10 protein-coding genes are annotated in these 14,278 nt (G+C 72.0%); 9 read left to right on the plus strand and 1 reads right to left on the minus strand.

Translation table 11 applies throughout. The annotated features are described in order from the left end of the window. The 7 genes from AAW13_RS43230 to AAW13_RS43260 form a co-directional block, all read left to right on the plus strand. On the plus strand, nucleotides 1-416 hold a 416-nt coding region (locus AAW13_RS43230), incomplete at its 5' end, for an alpha-glucosidase C-terminal domain-containing protein (protein WP_143145109.1). Further along, nucleotides 413-2,131 carry a maltose alpha-D-glucosyltransferase gene (gene treS, locus AAW13_RS43235; protein ID WP_071659877.1) on the plus strand — a complete coding sequence of 573 codons (1,719 nt, stop codon included), beginning with the start codon at nucleotides 413-415 and terminating at the stop codon, nucleotides 2,129-2,131. The genes AAW13_RS43230 and treS, both read left to right, overlap by 4 nt. Before the next feature lie 31 nt (nucleotides 2,132-2,162). Further along, the gene (locus AAW13_RS43240; RefSeq protein ID WP_046732729.1) at nucleotides 2,163-3,524 is read left to right on the plus strand and encodes a maltokinase N-terminal cap-like domain-containing protein; all 1,362 of its coding nucleotides are present in this window, start codon (nucleotides 2,163-2,165) and stop codon (nucleotides 3,522-3,524) included. A 4-nt stretch (nucleotides 3,525-3,528) separates the two neighbouring features. Then, the gene (gene glgB / locus AAW13_RS43245) at nucleotides 3,529-5,733 is read left to right on the plus strand and encodes a 1,4-alpha-glucan branching enzyme (protein ID WP_046732728.1); all 2,205 of its coding nucleotides are present in this window, start codon (nucleotides 3,529-3,531) and stop codon (nucleotides 5,731-5,733) included. 105 nt (nucleotides 5,734-5,838) lie between these two features. Beyond that, the gene (locus tag AAW13_RS43250) at nucleotides 5,839-6,927 is read left to right on the plus strand and encodes a glutamate--cysteine ligase 2 (protein WP_046732731.1); all 1,089 of its coding nucleotides are present in this window, start codon (nucleotides 5,839-5,841) and stop codon (nucleotides 6,925-6,927) included. 129 nt (nucleotides 6,928-7,056) lie between these two features. Further along, the gene (locus tag AAW13_RS43255) at nucleotides 7,057-8,961 is read left to right on the plus strand and encodes an AMP-dependent synthetase/ligase (protein ID WP_046732727.1); all 1,905 of its coding nucleotides are present in this window, start codon (nucleotides 7,057-7,059) and stop codon (nucleotides 8,959-8,961) included. A gap of 96 nt (nucleotides 8,962-9,057) precedes the next feature. Then, complete coding sequence (locus AAW13_RS43260) at nucleotides 9,058-9,492, plus strand: ATP-binding protein (RefSeq protein ID WP_046732726.1); 435 nt, start codon at nucleotides 9,058-9,060, stop codon at nucleotides 9,490-9,492. A gap of 9 nt (nucleotides 9,493-9,501) precedes the next feature. On the opposite strand, the gene AAW13_RS43265 is transcribed toward AAW13_RS43260, so the two are convergent. Further along, complete coding sequence (locus AAW13_RS43265) at nucleotides 9,502-10,311, minus strand: methyltransferase domain-containing protein (protein ID WP_046732725.1); 810 nt, start codon at nucleotides 10,309-10,311, stop codon at nucleotides 9,502-9,504. A gap of 250 nt (nucleotides 10,312-10,561) precedes the next feature. Here AAW13_RS43265 and AAW13_RS43270 point away from each other — a divergent pair, with 250 nt between their 5' ends. Continuing rightward, the gene (locus tag AAW13_RS43270; RefSeq protein ID WP_046732724.1) at nucleotides 10,562-11,938 is read left to right on the plus strand and encodes an NAD(P)/FAD-dependent oxidoreductase; all 1,377 of its coding nucleotides are present in this window, start codon (nucleotides 10,562-10,564) and stop codon (nucleotides 11,936-11,938) included. 16 nt (nucleotides 11,939-11,954) lie between these two features. Further along, nucleotides 11,955-14,204 carry an FUSC family protein gene (locus AAW13_RS43275; RefSeq protein ID WP_240528939.1) on the plus strand — a complete coding sequence of 750 codons (2,250 nt, stop codon included), beginning with the start codon at nucleotides 11,955-11,957 and terminating at the stop codon, nucleotides 14,202-14,204. Nucleotides 14,205-14,278 lie beyond the last annotated feature (74 nt).

Below are 14,278 nucleotides of genomic sequence, written 5' to 3' on the forward strand. Positions count from 1 at the left end.
ACCAGCTCAAACCCCGCGACTGGGACCGCGCCGACACCGACGGCATCGCCCCCCTCATCACCCGCCTCAACACCGTCCGGCGCGCCCACCCCGCGCTTCGGCAACTGCGCGACCTGCACTTCCACCACACGGACAACGACTCCGTCCTCGCGTACAGCAAGCGCAGCGGAACGGACACGGTTCTGGTGGTCGTCAACCTCGACCCCCACCACACCCAGGAGGCCACGGTCTCGTTGGACATGCCGCGACTCGGCCTCGACTGGCACGCGGCCCTGTCCGTGCGGGACGAACTCACGGATGAGACCTACGCGTGGGGCAGCACCAACTACGTACGCCTCACACCCGGCCGGACACCGGCGCATGTGTTCCAGGTGGCGCGGCCGGCACCAGTGAACGGAGGGCCCAGCGCGTCATGACTGTCAACCAACCCGTCCCGGACACCTTCGAGGACACTCCCGCCAAGGACCGGGACCCGGACTGGTTCAAACGCGCGGTCTTCTACGAGGTCCTGGTGCGCTCCTTCCAGGACAGCGACGGCGACGGCATCGGCGACCTCAAGGGCCTGACCGCCAAGCTCGACTACCTCCAGTGGCTCGGCGTCGACTGCCTCTGGCTGCCACCGTTCTTCAAGTCCCCACTGCGGGACGGCGGTTACGACGTCGCCGACTACACCTCGGTCCTGCCGGAGTTCGGGGACCTGGCGGACTTCGTGGAGTTCGTCGACGCCGCCCACCAGCGCGGGATGCGCGTCATCATCGACTTCGTCGTCAACCACACCAGCGACCAGCACCCCTGGTTCCAGGAGTCCCGCACGAACCCCGAGGGACCCTACGGCGACTACTACATGTGGGCGGACGACGACAAGCAGTACCAGGACGCCCGGATCATCTTCGTCGACACCGAGGTCTCCAACTGGACCTTCGACCCCGTGCGCGGCCAGTACTACTTCCACCGCTTCTTCTCCCACCAGCCGGATCTCAACTACGAGAACCCGGCCGTCCAGGAGGAGGTCCTGGCGGCCCTCCGCTTCTGGCTGGACCTGGGCATCGACGGCTTCCGGCTGGACGCCGTGCCGTACCTGTACGCGGAGGAAGGCACCAACTGCGAGAACCTGCCGCCCACCCACGAGTTCCTGCGGCGGGTCCGCCGCGAGATCGACGCGATGTACCCGGACACCGTGCTGCTGGCGGAGGCGAACCAGTGGCCGGAGGACGTCGTCGACTACTTCGGGAACTACGAGAAGGGCGGGGACGAGTGCCACATGGCGTTCCACTTCCCCGTGATGCCACGGATCTTCATGGCCGTGCGCCGGGAGTCCCGCTACCCCGTCTCGGAGATCCTGGCCAAGACCCCCGCCATCCCCTCCGGCTGCCAGTGGGGCATCTTCCTGCGCAACCACGACGAACTGACCCTGGAGATGGTCACCGACGAGGAACGCGACTACATGTGGGCCGAATACGCGAAGGACCCGCGTATGCGCGCCAACATCGGCATCCGCCGCCGCCTCGCCCCCCTCCTCGACAACGACCGCAACCAGATCGAACTCTTCACCGCCCTGCTGCTCTCCCTGCCCGGCTCGCCGATCCTCTACTACGGTGACGAGATCGGCATGGGCGACAACATCTGGCTCGGCGACCGCGACGCCGTCCGCACCCCCATGCAGTGGACCCCCGACCGCAACGCCGGCTTCTCGAACTGCGATCCGGGGCGCCTGTACCTGCCCACGATCATGGACCCGGTCTACGGCTACCAGGTCACCAACGTCGAGGCCTCCATGTCCTCGCCGTCGTCCCTGCTCCACTGGACCCGCCGCATGATCGAGATCCGCAAGCAGAACCCCGCCTTCGGACTGGGCACCTACACCGAACTCCAGTCGACCAACGCCGCGGTGATCGCGTTCCTGCGGGAGTACGAGGACGACCTGGTCCTCTGTGTCCACAACTTCTCCCGGTTCGCCCAGCCCACCGAGCTCGACCTGCGGGCCTACGACGGCCGGCACCCGGTGGAGCTGATCGGCGGGGTGCGGTTCCCGGCGATCGGCGAGCTGCCGTACCTGCTCACCCTCGCGGGGCACGGCTTCTACTGGTTCCGGCTCTCCCGAGTCGCCTCCCGCACCGGCCTTCGGCGCTGAGCGTGCGGAGCCGAGGAAAGGACGCGTCACCATGACGAAGACCGTCGACCTGCCCCGGAGCGCGGCGGCGGGCCTCGACCTCGACCGGCCGCTGGCCTCCCTGGGTGCGCTGCTGCGCGACTGGCTGCCCCGGCAGCGCTGGTTCGCGGGCAAGGACAGGCCCGTCACGGAGCTGTCCGTGCAGTCCGTGACCGAGCTCTTCCCTGGCTGCCTGCATCTGCTCGTCCACGCCGACCACTCGGCCGGCGGGGACGCCTCCCCGTCGGGTGACTGCTACCAGCTGCTGCTCGGGGTGCGCGAGCACCGCGCACCCGAGCTGGAGCGGGCGTACATCGGCCGGGCCGAGGAGGGCCCGCTGGCCGGGCTCGCGGTCTACGACGCCCTGCACGACCCGCGCGCCGCCGAACTGCTGCTGGAACGGCTGCGGATCCCCGGTACGGCGGGCCCGTTGCGTTTCGAGGCCGCGCCGGACGCCCGGATACCCGGCAAACTCGCACCCCGGCTGCTGACCGCGGAACAGTCCAACTCGTCTCTCGTGTACGGCGATTCCTACATCCTGAAGGTGTTCCGGCGGATCCAGCCCGGTATCAACCCGGACCTGGAGGTGCCCGGCGCGCTGGCCGCGCAGGGCTGTGCGCGGGTGCCCGCGCCGGTGGCCTGGTTCCGCACCACCGAGCCACGGCCGGCGACCCTCGGCGTGCTCCAGCCGTTCCTGCCCGACGCGGCCGACGGCTGGACCCTGTCCCTGCGGGCCCTCGCGGCTGGGGACGACTTCGCCACCGAGGCACACGAGCTGGGGCGGGCGACCGCCGATGTCCATCTCGCGCTGGCCCGCGCCTTTCCCGCCGCGGGCCGCGACGACCACGGCCGTACGGCCCAGGCGATGACCGCACGGCTGGAGGCGGCGGCACACGCGGTGCCGGCGCTGCGGCCGTTCGTGCCCGGGCTGCGGGGCGCCTTCGACGCGCTCGCCGGCTGCGCCGGGGGGCCACCCGCCCAGCGGATCCACGGCGATCTCCATCTGGGGCAGGTGCTGCGGGCGGACCGCGAGTGGTTCGTCATCGACTTCGAGGGTGAGCCGTCCCGGCCGCTCGCCGAACGGCGCGGCATCCAGTCGCCCGTCCGGGACGTGGCCGGCATGCTGCGGTCGTTCGACTACGCGGCCCGGCAGCGCCGCCCGTGGCGCCCGGAATGGGCCAGTCACTGCCGGGAGGCCTACTGCGCGGGCTACGCTGCCCGGGCCGGCTGGGACCCGCGTGAGAAGCACGCGTTGCTGCGCGCCCACGAGACGGACCGCGCGGTGTACGAAGTGGTGTACGAGGCCAGGCACCGGCCGGCCTGGCTCCCGGTTCCGATGGCCGCGATCGAGCGGCTCGCCCGCTGGGGAGGCTGACTTCATGGCACTGCGTGACTCTTCGCTCCCCGAGCCCTCGGGGCCCTCCCGTCCCACGGCCCCGCCGCTGGAGGCGGCCGACCGCGGACGGCTGCTGGCGGGCGCCCACCACGATCCGCACGCGCTGCTCGGCGCCCACCCGGTGGACGGCGGCACCCTCTTCCGTGCGCTGCGACCGCAGGCCCGCGCGGTCAGCGTGCTCGTCGACGGGGTGGGTACTCCCCTGGCGCCGGAGGACGACGGGCTGTTCGCCGCCGTGCTGCCGTACGCCGAGGTCCCGTCGTACACCCTGCTCGTCGAGTACGAGGACGGCGAGCACGAGGTGCACGATCCGTACCGTTTCCTGCCGGCGCTCGGTGAGCTCGATCTGCATCTGATCCGGGAGGGGCGGCACGAGCAGCTGTGGAAGGCGCTCGGCGCCGAGCCGATGACCCATGACGGGGTGGCCGGCACCCGGTTCACGGTCTGGGCGCCGAACGCCCAGGGCGTGCGGGTGGCCGGCGACTTCACCTGCTGGGACGGCACGCAGTTCCCGATGCGCTCGCTGGGCGCGGCCGGGGTGTGGGAGCTGTTCCTGCCGGGTGTGGGCGAGGGGGCCCGGTACAAGTTCGAGATCACGTCCCGCTACGGAGGCCGGTTCCTCAAGGCCGACCCGATGGCCCGGCGGACGGAGGTGCCGCCCGCGACCGCCTCGATCGTTACGGTCTCGCGGTACGAGTGGGACGACGCGCAGTGGATGGCGCGGCGCGGCGACACGCCTGTGCACGAGGCGCCGTTCTCGGTGTACGAGATCCATCTCCCGTCCTGGCGCCAGGGACTGACGTATCGTCAGCTCGCCGAGGAACTTCCCGCGTATGTCGCCGACCTGGGATTCACGCACGTCGAGTTCATGCCGGTCGCCGAGCACCCGTTCGGCGGCTCCTGGGGCTACCAGGTCACCGGCTTCTACGCGCCGACCTCCCGGCTCGGCACCCCGGACGACTTCAGGTACCTGGTCGACGCGCTGCACCGGGCCGGTATCGGCGTGATCATGGACTGGGTGCCGGCCCACTTCCCCAAGGACGACTGGGCGCTGGCCCGCTTCGACGGGGACCCGCTGTACGAACCCGGGGACGAGCGGCGGGCCGAGCATCCGGACTGGGGGACCTACGAGTTCGACCTGGGCCGGGTGGAGGTGCGCAACTTCCTCGTCGCCAACGCGGTGTACTGGTGCGAGGAGTTCCACATCGACGGGCTGCGGGTGGACGCGGTCGCCTCGATGCTCTACCTCGACTACTCGCGGGACTCCGGGCAGTGGACGCCGAACGTGTTCGGCGGGCGCGAGGACCTGGACGCGATGGCGTTCCTCCAGGAGATGAACGCGACCGTGTACCGGCGGGCCCCGGGCGTGGTGACCATCGCCGAGGAGTCCACCGCGTGGGACGGGGTGACCCGCCCGACGGACAGCGGCGGCCTGGGCTTCGGACTGAAGTGGAACATGGGGTGGATGCACGACTCGCTGGAGTACATCCGGCACGAGCCCGTCCACCGCAAGTACCACCACGACGAGATGACCTTCTCGATGGTGTACGCGTACAGCGAGAACTACGTGCTGCCCATCTCCCACGACGAAGTGGTCCACGGCAAGCAGTCCCTGGTGTCGAAGATGCCCGGCGACTGGTGGCAGCAACGCGCCAATCACCGGGCCTATCTGGGCTTCATGTGGGCCCATCCCGGCAAACAACTGCTCTTCATGGGGCAGGAGTTCGCCCAGGGCGGTGAGTGGTCGGAGGCCGAAGGGCCCCACTGGTGGCTGCTGGACCCCGGGTACGGCGCCGAGGCGGATCACCGGGGTGTCCGGGATCTGGTCCGCGATCTCAACACCGTGTACCGCTCCCGGCCCGCCCTGTGGCAGCGCGACACCGATCCCGCGGGTTTCCAGTGGGTCCTGGGGGACGCGGCCGAGGACAACGTCTTCGCGTTCCTGAGGTTCGACGCCGAGGCCCGGCCGCTGCTGGCGGTCTCCAACCTCTCCCCCGTGGTCCGTCCCGGCTACCGTCTGGGCGTGCCCAAGGGGGCCCCGGTCTGGCGCGAGATCCTCAACACGGACAGCGCGCGCTACGGCGGCGGGGACGTCGTCAGCCGGGGCCCGCTGCTCGCCGACGACGGCGCTCTGCGGCTGACGCTGCCGCCGCTCGGCACGGTGTGGCTGGAGCCTGTCGCCCCATAGGCCGCCGACGGTGTCCGTACGTGTTTCCTCGGCCGGGGCCGGGCAGTTCGGGTGAAAGACCCCGCCGCGCCCGGTCGCGGCCCGGCCGGAGGGCGGTTCCCAGTGCTGCGTACCGTCGGAGTGGAGGAAGAACTCCTGCTGGTCCACCCGGACAGCGGGGAGCCGATGCCCCAGTCGGCGGCCGTCCTGGACCGCGCCGCCCAGGACGACCCGGGGCAGCTGGTGTTCCAGAAGGAACTGTTCGGGCAGATGCTGGAGTTCGCCACCAGTCCGCAACACCGGATGGCGGACCTCGGCGCCGAGATCGCCCGCTGCCGCAAGGAGGCGGCCCGGCTCGCCGGGGAGATCGGCTGCGCGGTCGCCGCGCTCGCCACCTGCCCGGTGCCGGTGGCCCCCGAGCTCACCCGGCACGACCGCTACCACTGGATGGCGGGACGGTTCGGGACCGCCACCACGGACTGGTTCGTCTGCGGCTGCCACGTGCACGTGTCGGTCGAGTCCGACGAGGAGGGCGTCGCCGTCCTCGACCGGCTGCGGCCGTGGCTCCCGGTGCTGCGCGCGATCAGTGCCAACTCGCCGTTCTGGCAGGGCCGGGACTCCGGTTACGCGAGCTTCCGCAGCCGCCTGTGGGCGCGCGGCCCGTCGGCGGGGCCGACCGAGCTGTTCGGCTCGGCGCGGGGGTACCGGCGGCGGGTCGCGGACATGGTGGCCAGCGGGGTCATCCTGGACCCCGGGATGGTGTACTTCGACGCGCGCCTGTCCGAGCAGTACCCGACCGTGGAGATCCGGGTGGCCGACGTGTGCCTGGGCGCCGACACCACCGTCCTGGTCGCCACGCTGACCCGGGCCCTGGTGGAGACGGCCGCACGGGACTGGCGGGCCGGCCGGCCGCCGCTCGACCCCAGCGTGAGCATGCTCAGGATGGCCTCCTGGCAGGCCGCCCGCACCGGTCTGGAACAGGACCTGCTGCATCCCGTGACCATGCGGCCGCGGCCGGCCGGCGAGGTGGTGCGGGCGCTGCTCGCGCACACCGCGGAGGCGCTGGCCGACAGCGGTGACACCAGCGGGGTGGAAGAGGGGCTCGCACAGCTGCTGCACAGGGGCACCGGTGCCCGCGAGCAGCGGGCGTTCCTGGAGCGCACCGGCAGCCTCAGGGACGTCGTCGTCGAGTGCGTGCGCCGCACCCAGGGCTGATCTCAGGTCATCGGGCGGACACGAGTTGACCGTTCCGGACACGGGCCGCCCTCCCCTGGGCTACATTCGACCCGCGTCGACAACAGTACCGATCGGGAGGGTCACCCTCCGTACAACCAGGAGCAGCGCATGCGCGACTACGCCCTCGCTCCGACGACCGCTTCGACCCTGACCGGCGGGCTCGCCGACAGCATCTTCGAGACGGCGGACCGGAACCCGACCCTGCCGGTGCTGGCGCGCCGGCCCGAAGGCCTGGCCGCGGGCTGGGAGGAGGTCAGCGCGGTCGAACTCCGCGACGAAGTGGTCGACCTGGCCAAGGGGCTGGTCGCGTCGGGGGTCTCGCCCGGACAGCGCGTGGCCATGATGGCGCGGACGCGCTACGAGTGGACGGTGCTGTGTCTCGCACTGTGGACGGTGGGCGCGGAGGTCGTCCCGATCCATCCGACGTCGTCCCGGGACCAGGTCGAGTGGATCCTGCGGGACGCCGGCTGTGTGGCCGTGGTGGTCGAGGACGAACAGGCGGTCATGACCGTCGGCACGGTGTGCGAGGGACTGCCCCGGCTCAAGCACGTGTGGCAGCTGGACTCCGGGGCGCTGCCCGAGCTCGTGCAGAAGGGCACGTACGTCCCGCTGACCACGGTGGAGTCGCTGCGCCGGATCGTGATGCCGGACTCCACGGCCGCCATCACCTACACCTCGGGCACCTCGGGACGCCCGCTCGGCTGCGCGCTGAGCCACAACGGTCTGGCGTACCCGTGCGACACGCTGCTGGCCGGCTGGGGACACACCGCCGCGCGCTCCGGCGAACAGGCCTCCGTGCTGGCGTATCTGCCCTTCTCGCACGTGTACGGGCTGATGGTCATGGTGATGTGTCTGCGCGGCGGGATCCTGATGGGCCACGAGCCGGAGATGTCGGAGGCGGCGCTGGCCGCGGCGCTCGGGACCTTCCGGCCGACCTATCTGTACGCGGTGCCGTCGGTGCTGGAGAAGCTGTACAAGACGTTCCTGCGGACCGCCCAGCAGTCGGGCCGGGGCGCGCTGTTCGAGCGGGCCGTGGAGACCGCGCGGGACTTCGCCGCCGCCGAGGAGCGGCAGCGGCTGGGCACCGGCGCGGGTCCGGCCTTCGACCTGCGGCTCCAGCACGCCCTGTACGAACGGACGGTGTACCGCAAGCTGCGGGGGGCGCTCGGCGGGCGGGTCCTGCGGGCCACCTCGGGCGGCTCCTCGCTCAGCCGTGAGATATCCCTGTTCTACGAGGGCATCGGCGTCCCCGTGCACGACGGCTACGGGCTGACCGAGTCCAGCGGCGGCATCACCATGCAGCCCCTGGGCCGGGAGAAGTCCGGCACGGTCGGTCAGGCGCTGCCCGGCACCCAGATCCAGGTCGCGGACGACGGCGAGATCCTGGTGCGCGGGCCGTCGGTCTTCCAGGGCTACGTGGGTGACGACTACGCGACCCGGGCCGCGCTGCGCGGTGGCTGGCTGGCCACCGGGGACATCGGGCGGCTCGACCCCGAGGGCTACCTGACCATCACCGGCCGCAAGAAGGACATCATCATCACCAGCAGCGGCAAGAGCGTGGCTCCGGCGCCGCTGGAGCAGCGGCTGCGGATGCACCCCCTGGTGCACCAGGCGGTGGTGGTGGGTGACGACCGGCCCTGTGTGGGCGCGCTGATCACCCTGGACCCGGACTTCCTCGCGCACTGGCGGGGCGCGCTGGCGGTGCCCGGCGACTCACCGGGGCGCGAGGCGCGTGAGGAGAACGCGCTGCGGGAGGAGATCGCCCGGGCCATCGCGTCCGCCAACAGCGTGGTGTCCCGTTCCGAGTCGATCCGGGTCTACCGGGTGCTCCAGGAACCGTTCGCCCCGGGCAACGGAATGCTGACGCCGTCGATGAAGCTGCGCCGGGACGCCATAGCGCACCACTACGCCGCCGAGATCGACGCCATGTACCAGGCCCGCTCGCGGGCGGTACGGCGGCCGGGTTCCCAGGAGCCGGCGGAGTGGGAGGATTCCGACGACGTGTTCCGCTGACCGGATCACGCGTATCCGGCGCGTGCGCGGGCACTCGCCGCGAAGGAAGAGATCAGCACCCTGACTGTCACCCCTTCCGGGGCCGGGAGAGACGAGATGCCGAGCGGGCCACGGCGCGACCACAGACCAGCCACGGACGAGACCCTCGACCGCACGGTCTCCTTCGCCGGTGAGCTGCGCAGCGTGACCGACGCCCGGCTCGTCACGGACAGCTACCTCGCGGACCTCGCGCGGCTCGCCCCGCCCACGTCACCGGAGTACTGGGACGACATCCTGCTGGCCGTGACGGAACTGGCCGCCAACGTGGTGCAGTACGCGCCCGGCCCCTTCGAGCTGCGGCTGCGCCGCACCTACGACGGCGTGCACGTCACCATGCACGACACCAGCCGGGTCCGGCCCGAGCCCCGGCCCTTCCACCCGCAGCGCGGCGGTGGCGGGGTCGGGTGGCATCTGCTGCACACCCTCTGCGACCAGGTCAGCGTGGTGGTCACCGACACCGGCAAGGACATCCACGTCTTCCTGCCCTGGTGACGGCGGACCTCACGCGGGCAGGCGGGCGACCACCCCGAACATCGTCACCGACATGTGCAGGGCCCCCCGTCCGGCGGCCTCGGTCAGGTCGGCGTACAGGGTGTCGCGCTGCTCCGCGGTGAGCGCGCCGGTGCGTACCGCGGCCTCGCCGAGCATGCGGATCAGCGGCCAGGCGACCGTGCGGTGGTCCTGGAGCAGGGCCTGCGAGCCGCGGTCGTCCACCACGAACCCGGCCGCGCTGAGCTGGCCGACCAGCCGGCGCCCGGAGTAGGGGTTGGCTCCGTTGAGCGCGGCGGACGTCAGCGCGCGCACGACGTCGGGCTCGCCGGGGTGCAGGAGGGTGGTGCCCCAGTCGGTGTCCAGCAGGGCCACCCGGCCGCCGGGGCGGAGCACCCGGGCCATCTCGGCGACCGCCAGGTCCGGGTCGGCGAGGTGCTGGAGCACCCGCTCGCACCACACCAGGTCCATCGACCCGTCGGGCAGCGGCAGGGCGAGCGCGTCGCCGTCGGTGAAACGCACCCGGCTGCCCGCCGACCGTTCCTCGGCGACCGCGCGCAGCCCCTCGTTGGGTTCGACGCCGATCGCGACGCCGTCCGGGCCGACGGCGTCGGCCAGCGCCCTGGTCTGCGAGCCGGTGCCGGAGCCGACGTCGACGAGTCGCTCGCCGGGCCGTATCGCCAGCGCCTCCTCGGCCCAGGCGCGCAGCCTCCGTACGCCCGGATTGGCGTCCTGCGAGTCCAGGGCGCCCACCAGCGGGGCCACGCGGTCGGGATCGATGTGCCGCCTCTGGAAGCCCGTGCCGGGCTGGGTGTGCGCCATGCCGGGCACTCTACTGGCGCACGTGATCGCCGTGGGGCGGTCCCGGACCGGACGGAAGTCCGGCGCATATCTGTACGACAGCCGGTTACTCCAGACGATCGAGGGGGCATGCTGGAGCCCACGCGTTCGTCTGCCTGCTCCGCCCGGCTGGCGGAACGGCGTCGGGCACGGTGGGATCGAAGTGGTGCGAAGCAAGCGTTCCGGGGCATCCGAAGGGCGTGAATCCGGGCCTCTGGAGCAGCGGAAAGGGATGGACACCGTGACACGACCCAGGATCCTGGTGGTGGGCGCCGGCTTCGCCGGAGTGGGGTGTGTACGCCGCCTGGAGCGGAAACTCGCCCCCGACGAGGCCGACATCACTCTGGTGACCCCGTTCTCCTACCAGCTCTATCTGCCTCTGCTGCCCCAGGTCGCCTCGGGTGTGCTGACGCCCCAGTCGATCGCCGTCTCGCTGCGCCGCAGCAAGAAGTACCGCACCAAGATCATCCCGGGTGGCGCGATCGGTGTGGACCTGAAGTCCAAGGTGTGCGTGGTGCGCACCATCACCGACAAGCTGGTCAACGAGCGCTACGACTACATCGTGCTGGCCCCTGGCAGCGTCACCCGCACCTTCGACATCCCCGGTCTGACCGAACACGCCTTCGGCATGAAGACCCTGGCGGAGGCCGCGTACATCCGCGACCACGTCATCTCGCAGCTGGATCTGGCCGACGCCAGCGACGACCCGGCCGAGCGGGCCGCCCGGCTCCAGTTCGTGGTGGTCGGCGGCGGGTACGCGGGCACCGAGACGGCGGCCTGCCTACAGAAGCTCACCCATGCCGCGCTGCACCGCTATCCGAACCTCGACCCCAAGCTGATCAAGTGGCACCTGATCGACATCGCGCCGAAGCTGATGCCCGAGCTGGGCGACAAGCTGGGCCGCAGCGCCCAGGAGATCCTGGGCCGGCGCGGCATCGAGGTGTCCCTGGGGGTGTCGATCGACAAGGCCGGCCCCGAGGAGGTCACCTTCACCGACGGGCGGGTGGTGCCCACCCACACGCTGATCTGGACGGCCGGGGTGGTCGCCAGCCCGCTGATCGCCACGCTGGGCGCGGAGACCGTCCGGGGACGGCTCGCGGTGGACGCCGAGATGACCCTGCCGGGCCACGACGGGGTGTTCGCGCTCGGCGACGCGGCGGCCGTGCCGGACAAGGCCAAGGGCGAGGCGGGCGCGGTCTGCCCGCCCACCGCGCAGCACGCGATGCGGCAGGGCAAGGTGGTCGCCGACAACGTCATCGCGACCCTGCGGGGGCAGGCACTGCGCCCGTACGTCCACAAGGACCTGGGGCTGGTGGTGGACCTCGGCGGCACGGACGCGGTCTCCAAGCCGCTCGGCATCGAGCTGCGCGGGCTGCCCGCCCAGGCGGTGGCCCGGGGCTACCACTGGTCGGCGCTGCGCACGAACGTGGCCAAGACCCGGGTGGCGACCAACTGGGTGCTCAACGCGCTGGGCGGCGACGACTTCGTCCGTACCGGCTTCCAGGCCCGCAAGCCCGCCCGGCTGAAGGACTTCGAGTACACGGACACGTATCTGACCCCCGAGCAGGTGAGGGCGCGCGCCGAGGGTCCCGGCGACACGACGGCATGACACAGAGCGCGGCCCGGTGAGAGCGGCGGGACGGACGGTACGGACGGAGGTGTGGGGCCGGCTGGCGGCGGCCGACCCCGGCCTGCTCCGGTTCACCGCCGGTCTGCGCACGGTCGTCTCCATCGGGCTCACGCTCGCCGTCCTGACGGTCCTGCGGGCCGATGTGTCGCACCTGGTGGCCGGGGCCATCACGGCCATGGTGGCCACCTTCGCCATCCGTGAGAAGCAGCGTCCGCAGCAGGCCGGCACGCTCGCCCTCGGCCTGCCGGTGGCGCTGGCCTCGGTGTCGCTGGGCGCGCTGCTCGACCAGCGGGTCGTGCTCGGCGACCTGTTCTTCGTGGCGCTCATCTTCTGCGCGGTGTACGGCCGCCGCTTCGGTGACCGGGGCACCGCGCTGGGCCTGATCGGCTTCCAGATCTACTTCGTGTCGTTGTTCGTGCACGCGACCGTCGCGGCGCTGCCGGGTCTGTACCTCGCGATCACGGTCGCGTTCGGCTGCGCCGCGGTGGCGCGTTTCCTGCTCGTCCGGCAGACCCCGACGGGCATCCTGGACCGGCTGCGGCGCGCCTTCCGGGCCAGGTTCGCGCAACTGGTCTCCGCGCAGGTCGAGTTGCTGGACGCCGGTCCGGACGAACTGGACAAGGCGGTCGAGGAGGTCCGGGTGCGGACCGCCCGGCTGCACGAGACGGCGCTGCTCATCCAGGGGCGGCTCGCGGACGGCACCTCCGACGAGGGGGTGGCCAGGCTGGTGCAGCGCCGGATCGCGGACGCCGAGATCGCGGCCGAGCGGCTCGGGCTGCTGCTGCTCACCGCCCGCAGCGCCCGGCGGGCCGACACCCTCACCCTGCATCTGCCGGGCGCCGCGCTCCCGGCGGCCGCGCGGGAGCCGGTGCGGGACGAGTCCATGGAGCGGCTGCGGCTGGACCTGGAGGCGCTGCGGGTGCTGGTGCTGCGCCCGGCGGGACCGGAGTCCGGGACCGCCCTCGCCCAGCTGCGCAACCGCCTCCTCGGCTACCGCGAGGAGGACGCCCTGCCGCCTGCCTCCCCCGCCGTCCAGGACGTCTTCCGGGGCATCGGCGAGACGGCACGGGCGGTGCTGGGGCTGCGGATCGCCATGGACGGGCCGCAGGACGAGTCCGACGACACCCCGGCGACCTCCCGGTCCCGTGAGGAACTGGACGCCGAGGACGCGGCCATCGAGGGCGCCGAGGAGAGCGAGCCGGAGCCCGAGGAGGCGACCGGGCTGCGCCGGCCGACCACGCGGGCGGCGGTGCAGGTGGCGGTCGGATCGGCGCTGGCCATCGTGGGCGGCGAGTTCCTGTCCGCGCAGCGCTGGTACTGGGCGGTGCTGACCTGCTGGATCGTGTTCATCAACACCGCGTCCACCGGCGAGATCCTGGTCAAGGGGTACCGGCGGCTGCTGGGCACGGTCCTCGGCGTGGTGGCCGGCATCGTCCTGGCGGGACTGGTGGGACATCACACCTGGACGGCGTTCGCGCTGGTGCTGCTGTTCGTCTTCGCGATGTTCTACTCGGCTCCGCTGTCGTACACCCTGATGTCGTTCTTCGTGACGGCGATGCTGGGCCTGCTGTACACGCTCCTGAACACCTACAGCCTGGACGTGCTGGTGCTGCGGGTGGAGGAGACGGCGCTGGGGGCGGTGTGCGGGGTGATCGCGGCCGCGGTGGTGCTGCCGGTGCACACCGGCCGCCGCACCGACGAGCTGCTGGCGACGACGCTGGACCGGCTGGCCGACGTGACCCGGGCCGCCGCCGACCAGCTGGGCGGGGCGCCGCCGGTCGACCTGGTGGAGAAGGCACGGGAGCTGGACCAGGCACTGGCCGACCTGCGGGCGGCCACCGAGCCGCTGACCCATCCGATCGCCCCGCTGCGCTCCCGCCGGGACACCGCCCGCTACGTGGTGGCGCTCCTGGAGACCTGCGCCTATCACGCGCGGTCGCTCGCGGCGACGGCCGAGCTGCTGCCCACGCATCCGGCGATCGCGGCGGATCCCCGGCTGCGCGGGGCCGGCCGGCGGATCGTGCACAACATCGAGGCGATCGCCGCCCAGGTGGCCGGCCGGCAGCCCGTCCCGCACATCGAGACCGGTTCCAGCATCGCGGCGATGCTGGAACCGGGCACGTTGCGCGCCCCGCGCTACGGCCGGGTGACCGACCGGGTGCTGCGGCACCTCCAGCGCCTCGACGAGGCCGTGGTGGGCCTCGCCCGGCCACTGAAGGTGCCGGTGGCGCGGCGCACGCCCTGACGCCGTCTCACCGGCGGCTTTGGCGGGGCTTCGTCAGGTGGACCGGCCGAGTGCTTCGGCGCGGACGCGGGCGC

This window comes from Streptomyces humi, from assembly GCF_001005085.2.
Taxonomy (GTDB): domain Bacteria; phylum Actinomycetota; class Actinomycetes; order Streptomycetales; family Streptomycetaceae; genus Streptomyces; species Streptomyces humi.